Raw genomic sequence first — 25,338 nt, forward strand, 5'->3', positions numbered from 1 at the left:
AGGTGGACCGGCCCCTCGGCCCGAAGTCATCGGTCCTCTTCCCGACTCTTCCCGACTCTTCCCGACCGCGCCGGACGCGGCCGGTCCCGCCTCCCCGCCCTGCGGTTACGCTCGATCCCCTCAGCTTGATCGGGAACGCTGGCGGGAACGCGGACGGGAGACGGCGACATGACGATGCCGGGGCGCAGGAGCAGTATTTTCACCCGTCTGCTCCGCCACGGCTTCACCGATCCGTCCGGCGCCGAGGGGCTTCTCGACGTCCCGGAGATGGCGACCGTACGGTCCGACCCGCTGTTCCTCGACGCCCTCGGCGCCACCGCCGATCCCGATCTGGCCCTGCGCGGTCTTGTACGGCTCATCGAGGCGGCCAACCCGGGGGAGCGGCGGGTCCTGCTGGACACCCTGCTCACCGCCAAGCCCCTCCGGGACCGGCTGCTCGGCGTGCTCGGCGCGTCCGAGGCGCTCGGCGACCACCTGGCCAGGCACCCGCACGACTGGCACGTCCTGGTGACGTACGAGTCGTCCGACCTGCACCCCGGGGTCGCGGAGTTCGAACGCGGGCTCGCCGACGCCACCGACCCCGTCTCCCTGCGCATCGCCTACCGGCGCTGCCTGCTGGCCATCGCGGCCAGGGACGTCTGCGGCACGATCGACATCGCCCAGACCGCCGCCGAACTGGCCGACCTGGCCACCGCGACCCTCCGCGCCGCCCTCGCGATCGCCCGCGCCGCCGCGCCCGAGGACGCCGCCGCCTGCCGGCTCGCGGTCATCGCGATGGGCAAGTGCGGCGGGCACGAGCTGAACTACATCTCCGACGTGGACGTGATCTTCGTGGGCGGCCTCCCCGAGGCCCCCGCCGGGACGATGGAGAACGGCGAGAACGGGAGCGGGAGCCTCAACACCGACGAAGGCAAGGCCGTCCAGGCCGCCACCCGCCTCGCCTCCCACCTCATGCGCATCTGCTCCGAGACCACCGTCGAGGGCTCCATCTGGCCCGTCGACGCCAACCTCCGCCCCGAAGGCCGCAACGGCCCCCTCGTCCGCACCCTGAGCAGCCACCTCGCCTACTACCAGCGCTGGGCCAAGACCTGGGAGTTCCAGGCCCTCCTCAAGGCCCGCGCCGTCGCCGGGGACGTACCGCTCGGCGCCGAGTACATCGACGCCGTCTCGCCCCTCGTCTGGCAGGCCGCCGACCGCGAGCACTTCGTCCCCGACGTGCAGAAGATGCGCCGCCGCGTCGTGGACAACATCCCCGCCGCCCAGCTGGACCGTGAACTCAAGCTCGGCCCCGGCGGTCTGCGCGACGTCGAATTCGCCGTCCAGCTCCTCCAGTTGGTCCACGGCCGCGGTGACATCTCCCTCCGCAGCGGCTCCACGCTCGACGCGCTCGGCGCGCTGGCCGCCGGCGGCTACGTGGGCAGGGCGGACGCGGCCCTACTGGACGACGCCTACCGCTTCCTGCGGTCCATGGAGCACCGCATCCAGCTCCACCGGCTGCGCCGCACCCACCTGGTGCCCGAGGACGAGGCCGACCTGCGCCGCCTCGGCCGCTCCCTCGGCCTGCGCGGCGACCCCGTCGTCGAACTCAACAAGGCCTGGAAACGGCACGCTTCGGTCGTACGGCGGCTGCACGAGAAGATCTTCTACCGCCCCCTGCTCGACGCGGTCGCCCAACTCGCCCCCGGCGAGACCCGGTTGAGTACGAAGGCGGCCCGCCAGCGCCTCGAAGCGCTCGGGTACGCCGACCCGGCCGCCGCCCTGCGCCACCTGGAGGCACTGTCGTCCGGGGTGAGCCGCAAGGCGGCGATCCAGCGGACGCTGCTGCCCGTGCTGCTCGGCTGGTTCGCCGACTCCGCCGACCCCGACGCCGGCCTGCTCGGCTTCCGCAAGGTGTCCGACGCGCTCGGCAAGACCCCCTGGTACCTGCGGCTGCTGCGCGACGAGGGCGCGGCGGCCGAGAACCTGGCGCGGGTGCTGTCCGCCGGCCGCCTCGCCCCCGACCTGCTGCTCCGTGCCCCCGAGTCGGTCGCGATCCTCGGCGACCCCCACGGGCTCGTGCCGCACGGCCGCGCCCACCTCGAACAGGAGGTCATCGCGGCGATCGGCCGCGCGGAGACCGCCGAGGGCGCCGTCGCGACGGCACGCGGGATGCGCCGCCGTGAGCTGTTCCGTACGACGGCCGCCGACATCATCGGCTCGTACGGGACCGAGGAGAGCCCCGCCGAGGAGGACCCGGGCGCGCTGGTCGACCGGGTCGGCAACGCCCTCACCGACCTCAACGCCGCCACCCTCGCCGGAGCCCTGCGCGCCGCCGTCCGCGGCCGGTGGGGCGACACCCTCCCGACCAGGTTCGCGGTCATCGGCATGGGCCGGTTCGGCGGGCACGAGATGGGTTACGGCTCCGACGCGGACGTCGTCTTCGTCCACGAACCCCGCGAGGGCGTCGGCGAACAGGAAGCGGCCCAGGCGGCGAACGCCGTGGTCGCCGAGATGCGCCGCCTCCTCGAAGTCCCCAGCCCGGAACCGCCGTTGCTGATCGACGCCGATCTGCGCCCCGAGGGCAAGAGCGGCCCCATGGTCCGTACGCTCGCCTCCTACGCCGCGTACTACCGGCGCTGGTCACTGGTCTGGGAGAGCCAGGCCCTGCTGCGCGCCGAACCGATGGCGGGCGACGCGGACCTCGGCCGCCGCTTCGTCGAGCTGATCGACCCGCTGCGCTACCCGGCCGAGGGCCTGGCCGAGGACTCCGCACGCGAGATCCGCCGCCTCAAGGCGCGGATGGAGACGGAACGGATGCCGAGGGGCGCCGACCCGACCCTGCACACCAAACTGGGCCGCGGCGGGCTCTCGGACGTCGAGTGGACGATCCAGCTGCTCCAGATGCGGTACGCCTGGGCGGAGCCGGGCCTGCGGACCACCCGGACGCGCCGGGCGCTGGCGGCGGCGCGGGAGGCGGGGCTGCTGTCGGAGGAGGACGCGCAGACGCTGGACGACGCGTGGGTGCTGGCGACCCGGGTCAGGAACGGGGTGATGCTCGTACGGGGCAGGCCCGGCGACACCTTCCCGTCGGACGGCCGCGAGCTGGGCGCGATGGGGCGTTACCTGGGGTACGGTGCCGGGCCCACGCGGGGCCAGACGCAGGAGGTGCACAGCGGGGACATGCTGGACGACTACCGCAGGACGACGCGCAGGGCGCGCGGGGTGATGGAGAGGCTGTTCTACGGGGCGGAGTGAGCCCCACTACCGGGCGTAGTACTGGACCCCCGCTTCTTCTTCGGCCGCCGCCCGTCCACGTAACGCGGCAGGTTGTACGGCAGCGAGCCGTACCAGAGGTACGAGACGGTGAAGCCGAACGCCAGGCACACCAGGCCCCCCGCCGCGTCCAGCCAGAAGTGGTTCGCGGTGGCGACGATCACCAGCAGCGTCACCACGGGGTAGAGCAGCCCGAGGATCCGTACCCACGGGATCCGGCACAGCGCGAAGATCGTCAGGCCCGACCAGGTCGACCACCCGATGTGCATCGACGGCATGGCCGCGTACTGGTTCGACACGGTCTTGAGGTTGTCCGAGGACAGCGAGCCCCACGTGTGGTGCAGGGAGACGGTGTCGATGAAGTGGCCGTTGGTCATCAGCCGTGGCGGCGCGAGCGGGAACAGGTAGTAGCCGAGCAGGGCCACGACGGTGGTCGCCAGCAGGACCAGGCGGGCCGCCGAATAGCGCCCCGGATGACTGCGGAACAGCCAGATCAGCACTCCGAGGGTGATGATGAAGTGCAGTGTGGCGTAGTAGTAGTTCATCCCTACGATGAGCCACGTCACGGAATTGACGCCGTGGTTGACGGCCCGCTCGAAGCCGAGTCCCAGCAGGCGTTCCGCGTGCCAGATCCGGTCGGCGTTCTCCAGGGCCTTCGTCCGCTGTTCGGGTACGGCGTTGCGGATCAGCGAATAGATCCAGTAACTCACCGCGATCAGCAGGATTTCGAACCAGAGGCGGGGCTTGCGGGGTGTCCGGAGGCGCCGGATGAACGTGTGCTTCTCCACCGGTTCGGTTTCCGTGTCCCTCGCTGTGTCTGTCGTGTCAGCCACCTCGTCGGTGAAGGACGACGAGCCGGCCCTTCGGGCCGCCTGCGCCTTCACGGTCGATTCACCCATAGCCAGGAGTCTGCCAGATCCGGACTCCCCGACCGATCATCCCCCGGTCGGGTCGGTCCCGCATTCGCTACGCCCTGCGGACGACTCGGGGACGCCCCGCGGACGACGCCGGGACGCCCTACGGACGACGTCCGGGCCCCGACGCGGTCGACCCCCGGACCACCAGTTCGGGCATGAAGACAAACTCGCTGTGGGGGGCGGGGGTGCCCCCGATCTCCTCCAGGAGCGTACGGACCGCGGCCTGGCCCATCGACGGCACCGGCTTGCGGACCGTGGTGAGCGGCGGGTCCGTGAAGGCTATGAGGGGGGAGTCGTCGAAACCGACGACCGAGAGGTCGCGCGGCACGTCCAGGCCCATGCGCCGCCCGGCCCTGATCGCGCCGAGCGCCATCATGTCGCTCGCGCACACCACCGCCGTACAGCCCCGCTCGATGAGGGCGGTGGCCGCCGCCTGACCACCCTCCAGAGTGAACAGCGACTGCTGGATCAGCTCGTCCGTCTCGGCGGGCGACAGGCCGAGCAGGTCGTGGACCGTGGCCCGGAAGCCCTCGATCTTGCGCAGCACCGGCACGAACCGCTCCGGCCCCACGGCCAGGCCGATCCGGTGGTGTCCCAGCGAGACGAGGTGCGTCACGGCGAGCCGTACGGCGGCCCGGTCGTCGGGCGAGATGAAGGGGGCCTGCACCTTCGGCGAGAAGCCGTCCACCAGGACGAACGGCACCCCCTGGGCGCGCAGCTTCTCGTACCGCCGCATGTCCGCCGACGTGTCGGCGTGCAGCCCGGAGACGAAGATGATGCCGGAGACGTCCCGCTCGACCAGCATCTCGGTCAGCTCGTCCTCGGTGGAGCCGCCGGGGGTCTGGGTCGCCAGCACCGGGGTGTACCCCTGACGGGTGAGCGCCTGGCCTATCACCTGGGCGAGCGCCGGGAAGATCGGGTTCTCCAGCTCCGGGGTGATCAGGCCGACCAGCCCCGCGCTGCGGCGGCGGAGGCGTACGGGGCGCTCGTACCCGAGGACGTCGAGTGCGGCGAGTACGGATTCGCGGGTGGCCGCGGCAACCCCGGGCTTGCCGTTCAGAACGCGGCTGACCGTCGCTTCGCTGACCCCCGCCTGGGCTGCGATGTCGGCAAGCCGTGCGGTCATGGGAGTGGACTGTACCGGTGGTTCACCGGATTGCCCACCGGACGGCCGAGGAGCGGACGCGGCCTCGTTCTGCAAGATCTTGCGAAACCTTTCTGCCCTGTCCGTGCCGGGTTTCCGTGCCCCGTCAGGTCGTACGGCCCCGCCACGCCTGGGCACTTGTAACAATCGCCGGGTCCGGCGGAAATCTTCCGCAAGGTCTTTCGGGCTTCTTGCAACGCTGTTACCTTCACGTCCGACCCGGAGCCGCAACGGAGCGGTACGGCAGTTGAAGGAGTTCGGATGCGACGTGGCATAACGGCCACAGCCCTGGCCGTGACCCTGGCCCTCGCCGTGACCGCGTGCGGTGGTGACGACGCGTCGGACGGCGGCAAGAGCGCCGGGGGTGAACTGTCGGGGAAGGTCACCTGGTGGGACACGTCGACCGTCGGCAGCGAGGACAAGGTCTTCAAGCAGCTCGCCGAGGGCTTCGAGAAACTGCATCCCAAGGTCGACGTCGTGTACGTCAACGTGCCCTTCGGCGACGCCCAGAACAAGTTCAAGAACGCGGCGCAGGCGGACTCCGGCGCCCCCGACGTCATCCGCTCCGAGGTCGCCTGGACACCCGAGTTCGCCGATCTGGGCTATCTCGCGCCGCTGGACGGCACCCCGGCGCTCAAGGACGAGAAGGACTTCCTGCCGCAGGCCGCCGCCTCCACCCGCTACGCCGGCAAGACCTACGCCGTGCCGCAGGTCATCGACTCCATGGGCATCTTCTACAACAAGAAGATCTTCAAGGAGGCGGGGGTGGAAGTCCCCGCGACAGTCGACGAGTTGAAGGCCACCGCCAAGACGATCAAGAGCAGGACCGGGAAGACGGGGCTCTACCTGCGCGGCGACGACGCGTACTGGTTCCTGTCCTTCCTGTACGGCGAGGGCGGCAACCTCGTGGACGCCGACAGCAAGACCGTCACGGTCGACGACGCCGCCGGCGTCAAGGCCATGACCGTCGTCAAGGACCTGGTCGACTCGGGCGCCGCCCAGACCGACGCCACGGACGGCTGGGAGAACATGCAGGCCGCGTTCAAGGACGGCAAGGTCGCCATGATGATCAATGGTCCGTGGGCCGTCACCGACACCTACGGCGGCGCGCAGTTCAAGGACAAGGCCAACCTCGGCATCGCGCCCGTCCCCGCCGGCTCCGCCGCGCAGGGCGCTCCGCAGGGCGGCCACAACCTCGCCGTCTACGCGGGCTCCAAGAACCTGGACGCCTCGTACGCCTTCACCGAGTACATGACGTCCGTACAGAGCCAGACGCGGATCGCCGGACAACTGAGCCTGCTGCCCACCCGTACCTCCGTCTACGCACAGCCCGGAGTCGCGGACAACGAGATCGTCGGCTTCTTCAAGCCCGTCGTGGACAAGGCCGTCGAGCGCCCCTGGATCCCGGAGACCGGCAGCCTCTTCGCGCCGCTCGTCACCGAATACACCAAGGTCCTCACCGGCCAGACCACCCCGGAGAAGGGCGCCTCGGCCACCGGGGACGCGTACCGCAAGCTCCTCAAGGGCTGGAAGTAACAGGAAGGCGGGCCGGCTGATGGCCGTCCAGACCGGCCGGTCGGTGGCGAGGACCCCGGGCGAGCACACCGCCCGCGGCCCCCGCCGCGGCACCGGCACCCCCTCCGGCGGGCTCCGCCGCGCCGTCTCGACGCACTGGTACGCGTGGGCCATGGTCGCCCCGGTCGTCGCCGTGATCGGCGTGATCATCGGGTATCCGCTGGTACGGGGCGTCTACCTGTCGCTCACCGACGCCAACGAGCGCAACGTCGCACGCCACATCGGCGTCAACAACCTGCCCGCCACCTACGAGTTCGTCGGACTCGACAACTACCGGGCAGCCCTGACGGGGAATCAGTTCCTCTCCACCCTCGGCTGGACCCTGGTGTGGACGGTCTCCTGCGTCGCCGTCACCTTCGCGCTGGGCCTGGGCCTCGCCACGCTCCTCAACCGCCGCATCGCCGGGCGCTCGCTCTACCGGATGCTGCTGATCCTGCCCTGGGCCGTGCCGGGCTTCGTCTCCGTCTTCGCCTGGCGCTTCCTCTACAACGAGGACCGCGGGCTCCTCAACAAGCTGCTCGCCGGCGGCGGCATCGACGCCGTGCCCTGGCTCAACGACCCGACCTGGGCCAAGTTCTCGGTCATCGCCGTCAACATCTGGCTCGGGGTGCCGTTCATGATGGTCGCCCTGCTCGGCGGCCTCCAGTCCATCTCCGGCGAGATGTACGAGGCCGCCGAGATGGACGGCGCCAACGCCTGGCAGCGCTTCGCGCACATCACCCTGCCGGGGCTGCGGCCCGTCAGCACGACCGTGATCCTGCTCTCCACCATCTGGACGTTCAACATGTTCCCGGTGATCTTCCTGCTGACGCGCGGCGGACCCGGCGAAGCCACCCAGATCCTGGTCACGCAGGCGTACAAGTTCTCCTTCGAGATCAGCCCCCGCGACTACGCGCAGTCCTCCACCTGGGGCGTGCTGATCCTCGTCCTGCTGATGCTCTTCGCCGCGCTCTACCGGCGCGTGCTCCGCAACCAGGGAGACAGCTGGTGACCCTCGCCGCCCCCGACACCGCGACCGACACCCCGTCCGCCGCCGCGCGGGTCACCGCCCTGACCAACGCCGGTCACCGGAACCGCCGTTCACCCCTGGCCTCCGTCGCGCTGCACACCACCCTCGTCGTGGCCTCGGTGATCGCGGTCTTCCCCGTGCTGTGGGTCCTGCTGACCTCGCTCAAGCCCGCCGCCCACGCGACCACCACGGACTTCTTCAAGGACCCGACCTTCGCGAACTACACCGGGCTGCTGCGCGACACCCCGTTCCTGACCTGGTTCGGCAACTCGCTGGTCATCGCCGGACTCACCACCGTGCTCGGCGTCTTCGTCGCCGCCACCACCGGCTACGCCGTCAGCCGCTTCCGCTTCCCCGGCAAGCGCGGGCTGATGTGGACGCTGCTCGTCACCCAGATGTTCCCGGTCGCCGTCCTCATCGTGCCGATCTACAACATCATGGCCGGGCTCGGGCTGCTCAACGACCCGGTGGGGCTGGTGATCACGTACCTCACCATCGCCGTGCCGTTCTGCGCCTGGATGATGAAGGGCTTCTTCGACACCATCCCCCGCGAGATAGACGAGTCCGGCATGGTCGACGGGCTCACGCCCTTCGGCACCTTCTGGCGGCTCGTCCTGCCGCTCGCCAAGCCGGGGCTCGCGGTGACCGCCTTCTACTCCTTCATCACCGCGTGGGGCGAGGTCGCCTACGCCTCCGCGTTCATGGTCGGCGACGAGAACCTCACGCTCGCCGGCGGCCTCCAGAAGTTCGTCAACCAGTACGGGGCCCAGTGGGGCCCGATGTCCGCCGCGTCCGTACTGATCGCCGTCCCCGCCGCGCTGGTCTTCCTCTTCGCCCAGCGCCATCTCGTCACCGGCATGTCCGCCGGTGCGGTGAAGGGCTGACCCCGCGCGGGCCCGCCCACCTCCGCACCCCTCAGACACTCCAGGAACCACATGACCCAGCACCTCACCGCCCCTTCCGCCCCCTCCTCCCGCCCGGCCGCCAGGACGTCCGACGACGCCCCGGGGCACCGCCCGGGCTGGTGGCGGGACGCGGTGATCTACCAGGTCTACCCCCGCAGCTTCGCCGACGGGAACGGCGACGCGATGGGCGACCTCGACGGGGTACGCCGCCGGCTCCCGTACCTCAGGGACCTCGGCGTCGACGCCGTCTGGCTCAGCCCGTTCTACGCCTCCCCGCAGGCCGACGCGGGCTACGACGTCGCCGACTACCGCGCCATCGACCCGATGTTCGGCACCCTGCGCGACGCCGACGCCCTCATCCGGGACGCGCACGGCCTGGGCCTGCGGATCATCGTCGACGTCGTGCCCAACCACTCGTCCGTCGCCCACGACTGGTTCAGGCGCGCCCTGCGCGAGGGCCCCGGCTCCGCGCTGCGGGCCCGCTACCACTTCCGTCCCGGCAAGGGCGCCAAGGGTGAACTCCCGCCCAACGACTGGCAGTCCGTCTTCGGCGGGCCCGCCTGGACCCGGACGACCGACCCCGACGGCACCCCCGGCGACTGGTACCTGCACCTCTTCGCCCCCGAACAGCCCGACTTCGACTGGACGCACCCGGCCGTCGCCGACGAGTTCCGCTCGATCCTGCGCTTCTGGCTGGACATGGGCGTGGACGGCTTCCGTATCGACGTCGCCCACGGACTGGTCAAGGCCGACGGACTCCCCGACATCGGCGGGGACGCCCAACTCCGGCTGCTCGCCAACGAGATCACGCCGTTCTTCGACCAGGACGGCGTCCACGAGATCTACCGGCAGTGGCGCACCATCCTCGACGAGTACCCGGACGAGCGCATCGCCGTCGCCGAGGCCTGGACGCGGACCGTCGAGCGCACCGCACGCTACGTACGCCCCGACGAACTGCACCAGGCCTTCAACTTCCAGTACCTGGCCACCTCCTGGGACGGTGACGCGCTGCGCGAGGTCATCGACGCCTCGCTCGCCGCGATGCGGCCCGTCGGGGCCCCCGCCACCTGGGTGCTCTCCAACCACGACGTCACCCGCCACGCGACCCGCTTCGCCGGGCCGCCCGGCGCGGGCACCCAGACGCGCGAGCCCGGCGACCGCGCCCTCGGCCTGCGGCGGGCCCGCGCCGCGACGATGCTCATGCTGGCGCTGCCCGGCTCCGCGTACGTCTACCAGGGCGAGGAACTCGGCCTGCCCGATGTCACCGACCTGCCCGACGAGGCCAGGCAGGACCCGTCGTACTTCCGCGCGGACGGCCAGGACGGCTTCCGTGACGGCTGCCGGGTCCCCATCCCCTGGACCCGCGAGGGCAGTTCGTACGGGTTCGGCAGCGCGGGCAGCTGGCTGCCGCAGCCCGCGGGCTGGGGCGAGCTGAGCGTCGAGGCGCAGACCGGTGACCCGTCCTCGACCCTGGAGCTGTACCGCGCCGCGCTGGCCGTGCGGCGCGAGCACCCCGGGCTCGGGGCCGGGGACTCGGTCGGGTGGCTGGACGCGCCCCCGGGTGTCCTGGCCTTCACCCGGGACGGCTTCGCCTGCACGGTCAACACCACCTCGGAGCCGGTACGGATCCCCGTACGCGGCCGGCTCCTGCTGTCGAGCGGCCCGGTGACGCCCGACGGGACGCACGCCGACCTGCCGCCGGACACGACGGCGTGGTGGACGCTCTGAGCGGAGCCCGAGCCGAAGCCCTACCCCTGGCCCCATCCGTACCCGTCCCCCTGAACCGCACCACACCGTAAGGAGCCTTGAGGGCAGAGCGCGTCGCCACGCGAGGCCGCACCACCGTCACCCGCACACCCCCACCAGTGCTGGAGGAACCATGGTCCGCAGATCTCTCGCCGCCGCGCTCGCCCTCGGGGCGGCCGCCACCGCCCTCGCGGTCCCCGCCGGGACCGCGCAGGCCGTCCCACCGGGCACCAAGGACGTCACCGCCGTCCTCTTCGAGTGGACGTTCGCTTCCGTCGCCAAGGCGTGCACGGACACCCTCGGCCCGGCCGGGTACGGATACGTCCAGGTCTCGCCGCCCCAGGAGCACATCCAGGGCGGCCAGTGGTGGACCTCGTACCAGCCCGTGAGCTACCGGATCGCCGGCCGCCTCGGCGACCGCGCCGCCTTCTCGGCGATGGTCGGCACCTGCCACGCGGCCGGGGTCAAGGTCGTCGCCGACAGCGTCATCAACCACATGGCCGCCGGTGACGGCACCGGCACCGGCGGCTCCCCGTACACCAAGTACACGTATCCCGGCATCTATTCGGGCGCCGACCTGGACGACTGCCGGGGGCAGATCAACAACTACCAGGACCGGGCCAACGTACAGAACTGCGAACTGGTGGGCCTCGCGGACCTGGACACCGGCGAGCCGTATGTACGCGGCCGGATCGCCGCGTACCTCAACGACCTGCTCTCGCTGGGCGTCGACGGCTTCCGTATCGACGCCGCCAAGCACATGCCGGCCGCCGATCTCGCCGACATCAAGAGCCGGCTGACCAACCCCGGCGCGTACTGGAAGCAGGAGGTCATCTACGGCGCGGGCGAGGCGATATCGCCCGACGAGTACCTCAACACCGGTGACGTCCAGGAGTTCCGGTACGGCCGCAGCCTCAAGCAGGTCTTCCTCAACGAGAACCTCGCCTACCTCAAGAACTACGGCGAGGGCTGGGCCTTCATGCGGGGCGACAAGGCGGCCGTCTTCGTCGACAACCACGACACCGAGCGCGGCGGCGACACCCTCAGCTACAAGGACGGCGCCAACTACACCCTCGCCAACGTCTTCATGCTGGCCTGGCCCTACGGATCGCCCGACATCAACTCCGGTTACGAGTTCACCGACCGGGACGCGGGCCCGCCCAACGGCGGTACAGTCAGGACCTGTTACAGCGACGGCTGGAAGTGCCAGCACGCCTGGCGGGAGATCGCCTCCATGGTCGCCTTCCGCAACACCACCCGGGGCCAGGCCGTCACCCGGTGGTGGGACAACGGCGGTGACCAGATCGCCTTCGGCCGGGGGACGAAGGGGTACGTGGCCCTCAACCACGAAGGCTCCGCGCTGACCCGTACGTTCGAGACCTCCCTGCCCCCGGGGAACTACTGCGACGTCCAGAGCGGCCGGCGCGTGACCGTCGACAGCGCCGGGAAGTTCACGGCAACGCTCGGCTCCAACACGGCCGTTGCCCTCCACACGGGCGCCAGGAACTGCTGACACCAGGCGCCGGAACGGGCACGGCGGGGCCGTTTGATACGGATCTTGTAACGGACCCCGCCGCGCCCGTGTGAACCGCGCACGGCGGGAAATCAGAGGGGTATGACGTCCACCGACGTGCAACCGGAACAGAGCCAGCACAAGCCCCGCCCGGCGGGGCTGTCCTGGTGGAGCAAGCTGCTCATCACCCTCGTCGCCGTCGCGGCGCTGCTCTTCGCCGGCAGCAAGCTGGACCTGATCCCCGGGTTCGGCGACATCTTCGGCAGCGAGACGAAGGACCGGACAGGCCCGACCCTGCTCCAGTCCATGCAGGACCTCGACCGCTACGAAGCCGCCTCGGGCAACTTCCAGGTGGTCGTGGACCTGGAGAAGGACGCCAAGTACCTGCCGGACGCGATCCGCGGCACCCGTACCCTCTACGTCGGCGCCGGTACGGTCAGCGCCTACGTGGACTTCGGAGGCATCGGCGAGAACAGCGTCACCACGGACAAGGAACGGACCATGGCGACGATCCGGCTGCCGCACGCGCAGCTGGGCAAGCCCGCGCTCGACCCCGACCGCTCCTACGCCGTCTCCAAGCAGCGGGGACTGCTGGACCGGCTCGGTGACCTGTTCTCGGACAACGCGGCGAGCGAGCGGGCCGTGAACCAGCTGGCCGCCAAGCACATCGGGGAAGCGGCCAAGGACAGCGAACTGGCCGGCCGCGCCGAGAAGAACACCACCAGCATGCTGGAGGGCCTGCTCCGGTCCCTCGGCTTCACCCAGGTCACCGTCGTCTACGGCACCAGCTGATCGACGGCCCCGGCCGGCCTTCTACGGGAGGCGCTGGCCCGGCAGTTGTGCACCCAGCCCCATGAGCCGGCCGAGCAGGTCGCCGAACGGACCCTCGGCCGGTTCGTCCGCGACGATCCGCAGCAGGATCGCCGCCATCTCCGCGTCGTACGCGGCGCTCACCGCGGCGAGCGCCGCGAAGTCGTGCACGAGCTGCAACTCCAGCTCGGCGCGCGGGATGTGGCGCCCGTCCAGCCAGATCAGCGCGGTCGACTCGGCGAGCGACACCCAGGACCGGACGACCAGGTGCAGCCGCGCCGGCGGGGTGGTCACGTCCAGATGGGACAGGATCTGTACGTACGCGGCCTGCCGCACCTCGTCGATCATCGCGTTCGCCGTCGAGGAACCCACCGCTGGGCCGCCGCGCATCAGTGCGGAGAAGCCGGGACCGTGCTCCTCCACGAAGTCGAAGAACCGCTCCATGACCCGCGACAGCCGGGCCCCGAGCGGCCCTTCCCTCGGCTCCACGAACCGCTCCGCCAACTCGTCGGCCGCCCGGCGCAGCGCCGCCTCGTACAGGCTCTGCTTGCCGGGGAAGTAGTGGTAGACGAGGGGCCGGGAGATGCCTGCCGCGGCGGCGATCTCGTCGATCGAGACGTCCTCGGGGGAGCGGTGGCTGAACAGCTCCAGCGCGACACCGATCAGCTGTTGCTTCCGCTCTTCGACGCCCATCCTGCGGCGCACCCCGGTCGTCATACGAACAGCCTAACGGGCACGCTCCCCGGGGTGTCGATTACGCTGCCGGTCCATGACCTCATCTGACCCGGACCAGCCGATGGAGACACCCGCCGAAGGTCTGGCGCCCGGTCCGGCGTCCGGTCTGACGCCCCGTCAGGCGCGGGCCCTGCGGGTCACGCTCGCGTCGGTGCTGCTGGTGGCGATGGCCGTGCTGCTGGCGGTACGGCTGGCGGAACGCACGTCGGTCCTGGTGGTCGGGGTGTACGGGCTGGCGATGATCCTGTGCGGTGTGGTGATCGAGCTGAGCCGCAACGGCCGTACGCGCCTGGGGACTTGGCTGCTGGCGGTGTGCCTGCTGTCGGCGCTGGGGGCGGACTGGCTGCTGCCGTAGGGCGTGGGGGCCGCGCCCGCTGACGGCGTACGGCCCCGGTCACCGCCGTGCGCCCCGCGTCACCGCAGCGCCCCCACCGACCCGCCGCCCTCCACGGCCCCCTTCAACTCCGCCCGCGCGCCCGCCGAGGCCCGTACCGCCAGCAGCCGCCCCTTCGCGGTGCCCTTCACCCCGCCCGACACCTCCAGCGACCTGATCTCCTCGCTGCCCGCCGCCAGGACGTACCACTGGCCGCCCCGCGACTTCCAGAGCACCCCGGCCAGCACCTCACGCGGCCCCCGCGCCCCGCACGCGAGGGAGTCCTCCGCGCGGGCCGCGATCGCCCCCGCCGACGCGGGTTTCGTGGCCGACGGGGGCTGGAACTGGGCCAGCACCCGGCTCCCCGTACCCCGCCAGGTCTCCGCGCGGGTGCACAGCCACTCCGCCGTGCCGTTCGCCTCCGGCAGCGTCTGGCGCGCGAACGCCCAGGAGTTCACCGACCGCACCCCGTGCGAGCGGACGGTCGGCAGCAGACACGCGGTCCTGGCCCACGCCACCCGGTCCCGCGCGCTCGACACGTCCGAGGGGGACGACGGCGGCCCGGACGTCAGCCGCGCCGGCGTCAGCTCACCGAGGTCCGTGAGCAGCCGGTCGTGGGAGCCGTCCCGGAGGTCGAGGGTGTCCCAGGACCCGCAGTCGCGGGCCGTCGCCGGGCTGTCCATCGGGTCCGTCACGCCGTCCGCGTCCCGCCCCAGCGGCCGGGCTTCCGCAGCCGGGTCGCGCAGGTCCCGTACGGACGTACGGGTCACCCAAGGCGCCGTCAGATAGCGGACGTTGCTGTCCGAGCGCGCCACCACCAGCGCCCCGGACGCGGACCCGTCCGCGCCGTCGACCCGGGCGAAGTCCAGCCCCGCCGCGTCGCCGCCGTCCGTCGCCTCGGCGTACCGCACGACCCGCAGGCCGTCGTACAGCAGCACGACGCGCGCGGCGTCGACCCGGCCCGCGTACAGCAACTGCGGTGATCCCATGGGCGGTCCCGACGGGGTCCCGGGGGTGGTGGAGACCTGGACGGTGCGGCCCGGCCGCGCCCAGACCGCCAGCGCCCGCCGCAGCAGTCCCGTGTCGGCGGCCAGCGCGCCACGGGTGGGCCAGGCGGAGAAGTCGGTACGGGCGGAGCTCTCCCAGAAGGTGGGCGCGACCCGGCGCACCTTCGCGGGGTCGAGGGCCGACTGGGCCATGGGGTTGCGGGCGTACGAGGGGGCCGCCGCGCTCTCGGGGCCCCAGCCGTCCCCCGGCAGCCCGAGGAGTGTCCCGCAGACGAGCAGGGCGGCGGTCGCGGCGAGCGCCGCCTTCGCGTGCTGGCGCCGGCGCATCAGGTCGGTGGGCCTGGCCTGGAGCGAGCAGGGGTCGAACTCGGCCGACCGCAGCAGCGCGCCGCTCTCCGGCGTCTCGGCGGCGACCGCCTGGGCGAGCGCCCCCGCCGGGTCCTCGGCCCCGGCCGCGCCCAGCGTGCGCCGTACGTCGGCGTCCGCCAGCCCCTCCAGGCCGCGCAGGACGAACGCGGCCCTGGCCGCCCCGGAGAGGGCGGAGAGCCGCTGGTCGAGGGCGAGTTCGTCGGCCCCGCCGGAGCGCGGGAAGAGCCGCAGGCCCCATACGTGCGGCAGCACCGGCGGCAGTTGGGCGCGGCGGGGCCGGGCGAGGAGCGTCAGCGGGCGGCCGGCGTCGAGGGCCTGGCGCAGCACGCGGCCGCGTACGTACGTGTAACCGGGGTTCCGCGCCCCGTCGGAGCCGCCTCCGCCGCCCGCCCGGCGCGGTCCCGGGAGCACGCCGTCGACGGTGGCGGTTCGGCCGCGGGGCAGCGAGCGCTGGACGAGCGCGTGCGCGGTCAGGACGCGCCGGTTCCGGCCGAGGGACGGGGGGAGGACGAGGTAGGCGATCCGTACGAGACGGGGGTAGTGCTCGACGAGCGCCGCCTCGGCCTGGTCGACGTCGACGGGACCGGCGGTGGGGGCGGCAGCGGTGGCGGCGGCGGGGGCGGGGGCGGGGGCGGTGACGGAGTCGTGTGGGCGCACGTGCAGCAGAACGAGCGATTGGTCCGATGGTCACCCCGGAATCCCGTGGTCACCCCGGAATGAGTCATTCCGCTCATTCCGTTTATTACGACTTAGGCCACACGAAGACGCGTTCGACAAGGCACGATGGGCCGTATGCGTACGGAACGAGCAGGTGTGGCAGTCGCGGTTCTGGCCCTGGTCCTGACGGCGGGCTGCGGCGCGAACGACAACAAGGCCCCCCAGGTGCCGAAGACGGCGACGGGGAGCCTCGAACAGCTCGCCTCGAAGGCGAAGTGCGAGCCCAACATCTCGACGGACGCCGCCGAGCTGCGGCAGGCCAACTGCGCGACCGGGGACGGGAAGTACGTCCTGGCGACCTTCGCCACCGACCGCGGCCAGCGCGAGTGGATCAACGAGGCCAAGGACTACGGCGGTTCGTACCTCGTCGGCCGCAAGTGGGTCGTGGTCGGCGAGGCGGCCGTGGTCGCCACGGTGCGTGGCCGGCTGGGCGGGGAGGTGGAAACGGGCTCGTCCCACCACGCGCAGAACGGTGGTGGGACGAGTGCCGATCCGACCGGTCACGACATGAGTGACATGCCCGGCATGGACGGTATGGAGGATATGCCGTCCATGCGCTGACCGGCGTGGTGGTGCCGACTGCGTCGGGCCGGTTGCCTCAGCGGCAACTGGTTCCGGCGTTGAGGCAGCTCACCATCTTGTTCATGATCCGCGTGTCGAACACGTTGATGAAGTCACCGTGGTCGGTCACGGGCTTGTGCAGCTGCTCCGGGAAGGAGTCGACCGCGAAGCCGGGGCCCGGCGGGACGCGGTAGACGATCCGCTGCTGGAGCTGCGGAATCGCCTTGAACCCGTTCTGGCAGCGACCGTTGGCATCGGCGAAGGCCACGTGGGTGCGGTGGTTCGCGCTGTCGGTGTTCTGGCCGTCCCAGCAGCTCTGGAAATTGAATGTACGGACCACCTTGCTGCCGCGCGGGCAGATCGGGTATTTGTCCTTGAGCTGGCGGTTCTCGAATCCGGTGCAACTCCACGACGCGTTGGCGTTCGCGTTTCCGTTGACGAAGGCCTTGGCGTCACCCGTGATGATCCGCAGGAAGCGGGGCATCGCGACGACCTTGGAGGTCGGGTTGCCGACAAATTTCAGAGTCACCTCGTTGGGCGTCTGAATCTTTCCGGCATTTCCTTCCTTGCCGCCGCCGTCCGCGTTGACGTCGAACTCGGCCTGGCCGTTCTGGAGACGGAGCACCGGCCAGTAGTAGGTCGACTTGTCGCCCTGATTGCGGCAGCTGGTGGCGGCCGCGGCGAGCGCGTCGTCACTGGCGAAGGCGTTGTTGCCCTGATTGCCCACGTAATCGTGCATGTGGTGGGCGCCGTTGCTCACACCGGGCGCGACAATGACGTTGTCGGAATTATACTTCTTGTTCGCGTTCACCCCGCATGAGGTGGTGAACGAACCCCGGGACGCCTGGCGCAGCTTGCGCGGCTTCACCACGTTCGGCCGGACGGACTTGATGCTGACGAAGTCCGAGGCGTCCGGGCCGTTGCCGCCCTGGCCGGCCGCCGGAGGCGCGCTGGCGCTGGGGCTGGCCTGCCCGTTGTTCTGCGCACCGGCGTCCTGGCCCTCGGCCGGGGCGCTCTCGGCCGCGGACGGGTCCGGGGAGGCGGCGGGGTCCTGCGCCTGCGCCCGCAGGGTGCACGGCGCGAGGGCTTCAAGACCCTGCGGCTGCTGCCCGCCGGCGCCGGTGATCGCCGCGGAGATCTTGCCGAAGCTCTCCAGGCGCTTGTCCTTCAACGGATTGAGAATCGCATTGTCGGCAACGGTGGGATCCTGCTCGATCTGTGCCTTCTGATCGGCGAACTTCTGGTAAGCCTCGGTGATCTGGCTGTCGATCCCGGCCAGCTCCCCGTCGACCGCCGCACGGGCCGCTTCCGGCACGTCCGTGATGGCGTTGGCCACTTCGGGGCAGTCGATGGTCGACATCTGCTGCGCGGCATTCTCGGCCTGGGCAGGCGGCTGCTTGTCCTTCGACCAGCCCTCACCCGCGGATGCGTAGAAATTGGCTGCTATCAGCCCACCCCCGCCCAGGAGCAAGGCAGCCGTGGCGGCAATCGCCCGGTTTGCCACGGTGGAACGTTTTCTTCTCGCTGTGCGTGCCATGGAACTCCTCAAGCTTCGTTGCCGGTTACAGGGAAATCGCGGCAGGGGAAGCGAAGCGCTCCGTTCCATACGGACGGCATTCGGGGAGTGTTCAGAGGTTCTGAGAATTCATTGAAATCTCCGGCGGCAAAACGGGCGGATACCCCCCATTGCGGCACGACTCGTCCCCGGCCCCGCAGGTTTCGCGCGGCGCGTCCCCGGCCGCTCACGTCCGGCCGCGGTCCAGATACGCGAGGACGGCCAGCACCCGCCGGTTGTCGTCGTCCGACACCGGAAGGCCCAGCTTCGCGAAGATGTTGGAGGTGTGCTTGGCCACCGCACGCTCCGTGACCACCAGCTGACCGGCGATCGCCACGTTGGACCTGCCCTGCGCCATCAGCTCCATGACCTCCCGCTCGCGCGGTGTCAGCGCGGCGATCGGCTTGTCCTGGCCCCGGCGGGACAGCAGCTGCTGGATCACCTGCGGATCCATCGCCGTACCCCCGCCCGCGACCCGGCGCACGGCGTCGATGAACTGCTCCGCGTCGAAGACCCGGTCCTTGAGCAGGTAGCCGACCGCGCCGGTGCCGTCCGCCAGCAGCTCACGCGCGTACAACTGCTCGACATGCTGGGACAGGACGAGGACCGGCAGGCCGGGGCGGGCCCGGCGGGCGGCGAGCGCGCACTGGAGGCCCTCGTCCGTGTGGGACGGCGGTAGCCGTACGTCGACGATCGCGACGTCCGGCTCCAACTCCGCCAGGGCCTTGGTCAGTTCGGGCCCCGTCTCCACCGCCGCGAGGATCTCGAAGTCGAACGCCTCCAGCATCCGTACGAGACCGTCGCGCAACAGGAAGAGGTCTTCGGCTAGGACAACGCGCAAGGAATCTCCATGGTCACCATGGTGGGACCGCCCACAGGGCTGTTGACGGCCAGGACTCCGTCGAATGTACCGAGTCGCCGCTCCAGGCCGCTCAGCCCCGACCCCTTCCCGATCGCCGCTCCGCCCCCGCCGTTGTCGGTGACCGCGATCCGCAACATCCCGTCACTGTGCGAGATGTCCACCCAGATCCGCTCGGCGCCCGCGTGCTTCACCACGTTCGCCAGCGCCTCGCTCACCGCGAAGTACGCGGCGGACTCGACGGGCGCTTCCGCCCGGCCGGACAGCTCCACGTTGACCTCGCTCTCCAGCGGCAGCCGCAGCGCCAGGGCCCGTACGGCGTCCCCGAGACCGCGCTCCGCGAGCACCGGCGGGTGGATCCCGCGTACGAGATCACGCAGTTCGGTCAGGGCCTCGGCGGACGACAGCCGCGCCTGGCCGAGCAACTCCTTGGCCTTGGCCGGGTTCTTCTCGATCAGCGCCTCGACCGTGCCCAGGTCCATGCCCACCGCGACCAGCCTGGCCTGCGCCCCGTCGTGCAGATCCCGCTCGATGCGGCGCAGTTCGGCGGCGGAGGTGTCCACGGCGTCGTGCCGGGACTCGGTGAGCCGCTCGATCCGCCGCGCCAGCTCCTCCTCCTGGGTGGGGGCGATCAGGGCCCTGGTCAGGGTGAAGTGGGCCCGTACGAGCGTCGGGGCGTACCGCACACCGGCGGCGAGGATCACCAGGCCGAGCGCGAACGCGAGCAGGCCGGTCAGCTGGCTGTCGACGGGGACGAACGCGTACCAGTACCGGTCGTCCGCGAACACCCGCCACAGGCCCGCCGCCAGCACGAGTCCCTCCACGGGGAAGAGCATCAGCCAGGCGGCCGCGATCGCGACGGCGAAGCCCGCCGTCATGTCCACCAGCAGCCACCGGAGATCACGCCAGGTGGCGGGCTCCTTGAGGAGGAGTACGGTGCGCTCGACCCGGCCGGTGAGTCCGCCGCGTACGTCGTCCGGGAGGGGCTGGTAGGGCGGCGGGATCCGTACCCCGGACCACTTCGCGGCCAGCAGGCGGCGGTGGTTGGCGTGCGCCCTGACCGCCGCCAGCGCCGACGGGGTGGTGAGGAAGCCGATGCCCAGCGGGGTGAGCGCGAGCGACACCACGGTCAGGACGAAGAGGGTGACCGATCCCACGATCGCGGTGAGCCCGAGCACCAGCCCCCGGCCGGCGGCCTGTACCGCGCCTCGTATGTCTGTTGCGTTCATGATGGTCCCTCTCCTTCGCGGCCGGACGGCCCCGGCCCGGCCCCCGGGCAGGCCCTCAGTCTGGCGGCGGGGTGGCGCGGCAGGGCAGCCGGTTCGCACCCCGGCGGGGGGTGTTGCCAGCACCACCCCTGATCACTCCTGGGCGTTCCTCCCCGGTCCTCCCCGGTCCTCCCCGGTCCTCCCCGGTCCTCCCCGGTCCTCCCCGGTCCTCCCCGGTCCTCCCAGGTCAGAGCCGATTGTCAGTGGGGGGTGGCACGATCGGACACATCGACGGATCGGGCGAACAGGGGCGGACGATGGGCACGTGGGACACCGGACACTTCGACAGCGACACCGCGGCGGACTTCGCCGCCGATCTCGACGACGCCACCGTGGAAGGCCGGACGGAGCTGGTCCGGGAGGCGCTGGTCCGGGTGACCGGTACGACCGGCGTTCTCGGCGGCCCGGACGAGAGCGAGGCGGTGGTGGCCGTCGCGGCGGCGGCACTGGTGGCCGCGCAGTGCCCCGGGGGCCCGCCGGTGGAGACGGTGTACGGCCCCGACGAGCCGCTGCCGCGCTTCCCGGGGGAGTTGAGGAACGTGGCGGTCCTGGCCCTGGACCGCGTCCTCGCGGACGACTCCGAGCTGCGCGAACTGTGGGCGGACGCGGAGGGCGAGGCGGGCCCGTGGTGGCGGGGGGTGACGGCACTGAGGGCGGCGCTGGCGGCGTCGGTGGCCGGGATGCCGGGTCCGATGGGTCCGATACCTGCCGCGATACCGGTGCTGTCGGGGGCGGTCCGGCCTCTGGCCTGAGGGGCCCGGCGCGCGGTCCACGGGTCTCGGCTCCTCACGCCTCCGCGTTCAGGAGCCTCGCCTCCACCTCCGGGGACAGGCCCACCGGGGGACGGTCCGGACGTTGGGGGGCCCGGCCGTCGAGGGAGCGGAGCCAGGTCCAGGTGTCCGTGACCGTCTCCTCCACCGGGCGGCAGCGGAGGCCCGTGGCCAGGGCCTTGGTGACGTCGCCCCGGTGCAGGGTGTCGTGCAGCTCGCCCGGCGGGAGCCAGACGGGCAGGTCCGTCCACGGCTCGACACCCGCGGCGAGGATCGGCCCGGGGCCGGTCCAGCGCAGCTCGGCGTCGGAGCCCGTGGCCCGGACGCAGGCGCCGAGCAGCTCGCCCATGGTGGTGTGCCCGGGAGGGCTGACCAGGTTGTACGGGCCGCCGAGGCCCTGTTCGACGGCGCTCAGGATCCACGCGGCGAGGTCACGCACGTCGATGTACTGGAGGGGGTTGTCGCGCGGTCCCGGAGCGAGCACGGGTCCACCCCGGGCGATCCGCCCCAGCCACCACGGCAGTCGGCCGATGTTCTCCCACGGACCGAGGATCAGCCCGGCACGGACCAGCAGCGCACGGTCGCCGAAGGCGGCCACCGCGGCCAGTTCGCCGCCCAGCTTGTCCTGGGGGTAGGTGGTCCGCCCGGCGTCCGCCGACGCGCCCTCGACCAGCGGACCGTCCTCCGTGAGCCCCGCCGGGGTCGGATAGGCGTACACCGACCGGCTGGACACGTACGCGTACCGCTCCACGCGCCCCTTGAGCGCCGTGGCCGCCTCGCCCACCACGGAGGGCGCCGCCGACCAGGTGTCGACCACCGCGTCCCAGGCTCCGCCGGCGAGCGCCGCGAGCCCGTCGGGGTCCGTCCGGTCGCCCAGCACGGACGTCACGCCGTCCGGCGCCGCACGCCGGCCGCGGTGGAAGGCGGTCACCTCCCACCCCCGCTCCACCGCCGCCTCCGCGACGGCGCGCCCGACAAATTCCGTACCACCGAGGAGGAGAAGTCTCATGGAACCGACTCTGCCCGCCGCCGCGCGCACCGGAAAGAGAAGTTCGCCGCCAGGCGAATCGGCGGCTTTTGGGACCTGCCGCGCGCCCGGTCGGGATGGCAGCATGTGCGGACCATGACAGATGCCCGGTCGCCGATGCGCGCCTTGCGGGCCGCGGCCTTCGCGGCGGTGTGTGTGACGCTGGCGGCGCTGGGGCATTTGTACACGTCCGGGCACGAGATCCCGTTCGGGGCGCTGTTGACCGCCTTCGGGACGACCGGAGGTGTCGCCTGGTTCGCCGGCGGGCGCCGCCGGGGGTTCTTGTCCCTCGGGGCCGGACTGCTCACCGTCCAGGGCACGCTGCATCTGCTCTTCGCGGGGGTGCTGCCGTACGGACCGTCCCCGGCCTCGCACGACCGGCACGCCATGACCGGGACAGGCGCCGGGGCGCGCGCGGGTCTCGACTCCGGCCTCGGCATGGTGTCCGGCATGGGGGGGCGCCCCGGCATGGACATGGGTACGGGCGGTACGGGCGAGCCCGCGCTCGCCGCCGTCACCGACACCCCGGTCGCGATGATCGCCGCGCACGTGCTCGCCGCCGCCGTCTGCGCCCTCTGGCTCGCCCGGGGCGAGGCCGCGCTCTTCCAGCTCGCACGGACACTCGGCGCCCTCGCGCTCATCCCGCTGCGGCTGCCGCTCGCCCCGGCCCGCCTGCCCGTCGTACCCCGGCCGGCCCCCCTCGCCCCGGGCGCCCCCGCCCCGCGCCGCTTCCGTGGCGTGGTCCTCGCCCACAGCCTGTCCCGGCGTGGTCCGCCCGTCGTGCGCACCGCTCGCACCACGGACCCGGGAGCCGCGCTCGTCCTCATTGTCTGACGTCCTCATTGTCTGACGTCGGCCGGCACCGGGGCCGCTTCCCCCTTGCCCACGCCCACACCTAGGACAGTCATGGCCATCGACGATCCCCTCAAGGACGCGGACCCCGTCAAGGGCACCGCCTCCACCGTCTCCGACACTCTGACCGACCCGGCGGCCACCCCCACCGATACCGCCACGACCACCGGTACCCCCACCGCCACGACCACCGGCACCCCCACCGGCACCCCGTCCGCGTGGAGTTCGCTGCGTCCGCTGGTCCTGCGCCTGCACTTCTACGCGGGCGTGCTCATCGCCCCGTTCCTGCTCGTCGCCGCCGTCAGCGGGCTCCTCTACTCGCTCTCGTTCCAGGCGGAGAAGGTGGTCTACCGCCACGAGCTGCGCGTCCCGGTCGGCGACCGCGTCCTCCCGCTCTCCACCCAGGTCAACGCGGCCCGTACCGCGCACCCGGACGGCAAGGTGACGTCCGTACGCCCCTCGTCCGAGGACGGCGCCACCACCCGCGTCCTGATGTCCACCCCCGAGGTCGGCGAGGGCAAGTCCCTCGCGGTCTTCGTCGATCCGTACACCGCGGAGGTACGGGGCCAGCTGGCCAGCTACGGCGGTTCGGGCGCCCTCCCGCTGCGCACCTGGCTCTCCGAGCTGCACCGCCATCTCCACCTGGGCGAACCGGGCCGTCTCTACAGCGAACTGGCCGCCAGCTGGCTCTGGGTCGTGGCCCTCGGCGGCGTGGTCCTGTGGCTCGCCCGCAGGCGTACCTCGAAACGCGCCCTGTTCCTCCCCGAGAGCGGGGCCACCGGCCGGCGCAGGACGCTCACCCTGCACGGCTCGCTCGGCCTGTGGGCCGTGACCGGACTGGTCCTGCTCTCCGCGACGGGCCTGACCTGGTCGACGTACGCGGGCGCCAACATAGGCAAGATCCAGGACCAGCTCGGCGGTTCCACTCCTTCCGTCTCGGCCACGCTCGACGGCGGTACGGGCTCCACGGGCGGGGGACACGAGGGCCACGAGGACATGCCGGGGATGACGGACGACATGCCCGGCATGGAGGGCATGGACGTCGGGGTGGACCTCGCGGTCGTCGCCGCGCGCCAGGCCGGCCTCGACGGACCGCTGCAGGTGACGCTCCCGACGGAGGGGAACGGGTATGTCGTCGCGCAGACGGACACCCAGTTCCCGGTCCGGCTCGACTCGGTCGCGGTCGACCCGGCCGACGGCATGGTCATCGACGAGCTGCGCTTCGCGGACTACCCCGTGCTCGCCCAGCTCACCCGTTTCGGCATCGACGCCCACATGGGGGTCTTCCTCGGGCTCGTGAACCAGCTGGCCCTCGCCGCGCTCGCCCTGTCGCTGATCCTGATCATCCTCTGGGGCTACCGCATGTGGTGGCAGCGCAGGCCCACCCAGGAGCGGAGGACGGGCGTCGGCCGGCCGATGGCGCGCGGTGCCTGGCGGAAGGTGCCCCTGAAGGTGCTGCTGCCGCTGGCCGCGGTGACGGCGGTGGTCGGCTGGTTCGTCCCGCTGCTGGGGATCAGCCTGCTCGCGTTCCTGCTGCTGGACGGCGCGCTGGGCCTGTCGGCCCGCGCGCGGGCGAGGCAGGATCCGAAGAAGACGGCCTGAGGCGTGAACCGAGGACGCACCGGCCCGTCAGGGTCCCGGTGCGTCCTCGTGCCGGTGTGCCGTGGCCGGCGGTTCAGATGGTTCAGGCGGTGCAGGGGGCTCAGGGGGCGTACTTGTACCCGACCCGCCGTACCGTCTGGATGGTGTGGCGGTGCTCGACGCCCAGCTTCCGGCGCAGCCGCGCCACATGCACGTCGACGGTCCTGCCGTCGCCCACGTGTCCGTAGCCCCAGACCGTCGTGACCAGCTGGTCCCGGGTGTGCACCCGGTGGGGGTGCGCCACCAGGTGCGCGAGCAGCTCGAACTCCAGGTAGGTCAGGTCCAGCTGCTGTCCGTCCACCAGGGCCGTCCGCTGGACGCTGTCGATCCGTACCGGGCCGCCGGCGCTCTCGGTCCTGGGCGCGGCGCCCCGGCCCGCCGCCCGGTCGGCCGGGTCGGCGGCGAGGTACGGCACGGAGGCGGCGAGGGCGGCCGCGTGCTGGTCGGCCGGGACGAGCACGAGGTAGCCGACCATCGGCGGCTGGCCCGGCAGGGAGGGCAGGGTGTGCTGCGGCGCGGGCAGCCAGGTCGCGCCCGGCGGCAGGAAGTCCACGGCCTGCCCGGCGGTGACGGCGGCGGGGAAGGCGGCCGGGACGGTCTCGTCACGGTCGACGGCCCGCAGCCGGTGACGGCCGGGGGCGGGCGGCTTCTGGGTGAGCGGGGCGGCGGCGGTCGCCGCGGAGAAGGAACGGGGGTTCGCCATGAGAGGTCAGCTCTTTCGCGCGAAGGAGTC

Annotated in this window: 20 protein-coding genes and 1 pseudogene; 12 read left to right on the forward strand and 9 right to left on the reverse strand. The window is 71.8% G+C overall.

All coding sequences use genetic code 11. The features are described from left to right. Positions 1–168 precede the first annotated feature (168 nt). Positions 169–3,234 carry a bifunctional [glutamine synthetase] adenylyltransferase/[glutamine synthetase]-adenylyl-L-tyrosine phosphorylase gene (locus OG349_RS26080; RefSeq protein ID WP_327236904.1) on the forward strand — a complete coding sequence of 1,022 codons (3,066 nt, stop codon included), beginning with the start codon at positions 169–171 and terminating at the stop codon, positions 3,232–3,234. On the opposite strand, the gene OG349_RS26085 is transcribed toward OG349_RS26080, so the two are convergent. Both OG349_RS26085 and OG349_RS26090 read right to left on the reverse strand, forming a co-directional pair. Further along, positions 3,219–4,151, reverse strand: a complete 933-nt coding sequence (locus OG349_RS26085; protein WP_327236905.1) for a phosphatase PAP2 family protein — start codon at positions 4,149–4,151, stop codon at positions 3,219–3,221. The genes OG349_RS26080 and OG349_RS26085 overlap by 16 nt on opposite strands. Before the next feature lie 118 nt (positions 4,152–4,269). Then, entirely contained in the window at positions 4,270–5,295 is a 1,026-nt protein-coding gene (locus OG349_RS26090) for a LacI family DNA-binding transcriptional regulator (RefSeq protein WP_327236906.1), read from the reverse strand. 279 nt (positions 5,296–5,574) lie between these two features. On the opposite strand from OG349_RS26090, the gene OG349_RS26095 reads away from it, so the two are divergent. The 6 genes and pseudogenes from OG349_RS26095 (at position 5,575) to OG349_RS26120 (ending at position 12,853) form a co-directional block, all read left to right on the forward strand. Further along, the gene (locus OG349_RS26095) at positions 5,575–6,849 is read left to right on the forward strand and encodes an extracellular solute-binding protein (RefSeq protein ID WP_327236907.1); all 1,275 of its coding nucleotides are present in this window, start codon (positions 5,575–5,577) and stop codon (positions 6,847–6,849) included. Between the two features lie 19 nt (positions 6,850–6,868). Then, positions 6,869–7,879 (forward strand): carbohydrate ABC transporter permease, encoded by a 1,011-nt coding sequence (locus OG349_RS26100; protein ID WP_327236908.1) that lies wholly within the window; start codon positions 6,869–6,871, stop codon positions 7,877–7,879. Continuing rightward, positions 7,795–8,781, forward strand: a complete 987-nt coding sequence (locus OG349_RS26105; protein ID WP_442806421.1) for a sugar ABC transporter permease — start codon at positions 7,795–7,797, stop codon at positions 8,779–8,781. The genes OG349_RS26100 and OG349_RS26105 overlap by 85 nt, the downstream gene beginning before the upstream one ends. Positions 8,782–8,832: 51 nt before the next feature. Next, positions 8,833–10,530 carry a glycoside hydrolase family 13 protein gene (locus OG349_RS26110; RefSeq protein ID WP_327236909.1) on the forward strand — a complete coding sequence of 566 codons (1,698 nt, stop codon included), beginning with the start codon at positions 8,833–8,835 and terminating at the stop codon, positions 10,528–10,530. A 151-nt stretch (positions 10,531–10,681) separates the two neighbouring features. Continuing rightward, positions 10,682–12,058 (forward strand): annotated as a pseudogene (locus OG349_RS26115) (alpha-amylase); the annotation flags it as partial. 105 nt (positions 12,059–12,163) lie between these two features. Further along, positions 12,164–12,853 (forward strand): DUF4230 domain-containing protein, encoded by a 690-nt coding sequence (locus OG349_RS26120; protein ID WP_327236910.1) that lies wholly within the window; start codon positions 12,164–12,166, stop codon positions 12,851–12,853. Between the two features lie 21 nt (positions 12,854–12,874). Here the strand turns inward: OG349_RS26120 and OG349_RS26125 are convergent, their stop codons facing one another. Then, positions 12,875–13,588, reverse strand: coding sequence for a TetR/AcrR family transcriptional regulator (locus OG349_RS26125; protein ID WP_327236911.1), 714 nt, complete (start codon positions 13,586–13,588; stop codon positions 12,875–12,877). A 52-nt stretch (positions 13,589–13,640) separates the two neighbouring features. Between OG349_RS26125 and OG349_RS26130 the strand changes: the two genes are divergently transcribed. Further along, the gene (locus OG349_RS26130) at positions 13,641–13,961 is read left to right on the forward strand and encodes a hypothetical protein (protein WP_442806314.1); all 321 of its coding nucleotides are present in this window, start codon (positions 13,641–13,643) and stop codon (positions 13,959–13,961) included. 59 nt (positions 13,962–14,020) lie between these two features. Here OG349_RS26130 and OG349_RS26135 read toward each other — a convergent pair whose 3' ends face one another. After that, entirely contained in the window at positions 14,021–16,012 is a 1,992-nt protein-coding gene (locus tag OG349_RS26135) for a hypothetical protein (protein ID WP_327236912.1), read from the reverse strand. Between the two features lie 135 nt (positions 16,013–16,147). Here OG349_RS26135 and OG349_RS26140 point away from each other — a divergent pair, with 135 nt between their 5' ends. Beyond that, positions 16,148–16,633, forward strand: coding sequence for a hypothetical protein (locus OG349_RS26140; protein ID WP_327236913.1), 486 nt, complete (start codon positions 16,148–16,150; stop codon positions 16,631–16,633). A 37-nt stretch (positions 16,634–16,670) separates the two neighbouring features. On the opposite strand, the gene OG349_RS26145 is transcribed toward OG349_RS26140, so the two are convergent. From OG349_RS26145 to OG349_RS26155, 3 genes are all read right to left on the reverse strand, one after another. After that, positions 16,671–18,170, reverse strand: coding sequence for a DUF1996 domain-containing protein (locus OG349_RS26145; protein ID WP_327236914.1), 1,500 nt, complete (start codon positions 18,168–18,170; stop codon positions 16,671–16,673). Positions 18,171–18,375: 205 nt separating this feature from the next. Beyond that, positions 18,376–19,029, reverse strand: a complete 654-nt coding sequence (locus tag OG349_RS26150) for a response regulator transcription factor (RefSeq protein ID WP_327236915.1) — start codon at positions 19,027–19,029, stop codon at positions 18,376–18,378. Beyond that, positions 19,014–20,276, reverse strand: a complete 1,263-nt coding sequence (locus OG349_RS26155; RefSeq protein WP_327236916.1) for a sensor histidine kinase — start codon at positions 20,274–20,276, stop codon at positions 19,014–19,016. The genes OG349_RS26150 and OG349_RS26155 overlap by 16 nt, the downstream gene beginning before the upstream one ends. 296 nt (positions 20,277–20,572) lie before the next feature. Here OG349_RS26155 and OG349_RS26160 point away from each other — a divergent pair, with 296 nt between their 5' ends. Next, on the forward strand, positions 20,573–21,067 hold the full coding sequence (locus OG349_RS26160) for a DUF4259 domain-containing protein (RefSeq protein ID WP_327236917.1): 495 nt from the start codon (positions 20,573–20,575) through the stop codon (positions 21,065–21,067). 34 nt (positions 21,068–21,101) lie between these two features. Here the strand turns inward: OG349_RS26160 and OG349_RS26165 are convergent, their stop codons facing one another. After that, positions 21,102–22,094, reverse strand: coding sequence for an NAD-dependent epimerase/dehydratase family protein (locus OG349_RS26165; protein WP_327236918.1), 993 nt, complete (start codon positions 22,092–22,094; stop codon positions 21,102–21,104). A 114-nt stretch (positions 22,095–22,208) separates the two neighbouring features. On the opposite strand from OG349_RS26165, the gene OG349_RS26170 reads away from it, so the two are divergent. Both OG349_RS26170 and OG349_RS26175 read left to right on the forward strand, forming a co-directional pair. Further along, positions 22,209–22,946 (forward strand): hypothetical protein, encoded by a 738-nt coding sequence (locus tag OG349_RS26170; RefSeq protein ID WP_327236919.1) that lies wholly within the window; start codon positions 22,209–22,211, stop codon positions 22,944–22,946. Between the two features lie 72 nt (positions 22,947–23,018). Then, positions 23,019–24,566 carry a PepSY-associated TM helix domain-containing protein gene (locus tag OG349_RS26175; protein ID WP_327236920.1) on the forward strand — a complete coding sequence of 516 codons (1,548 nt, stop codon included), beginning with the start codon at positions 23,019–23,021 and terminating at the stop codon, positions 24,564–24,566. 100 nt (positions 24,567–24,666) lie between these two features. Here the strand turns inward: OG349_RS26175 and OG349_RS26180 are convergent, their stop codons facing one another. Then, positions 24,667–25,308, reverse strand: a complete 642-nt coding sequence (locus OG349_RS26180; RefSeq protein ID WP_327236921.1) for a winged helix-turn-helix domain-containing protein — start codon at positions 25,306–25,308, stop codon at positions 24,667–24,669. Positions 25,309–25,338 lie beyond the last annotated feature (30 nt).

The organism is Streptomyces sp. NBC_01317 (assembly GCF_035961655.1).
In the GTDB taxonomy this organism is placed as follows: domain Bacteria; phylum Actinomycetota; class Actinomycetes; order Streptomycetales; family Streptomycetaceae; genus Streptomyces.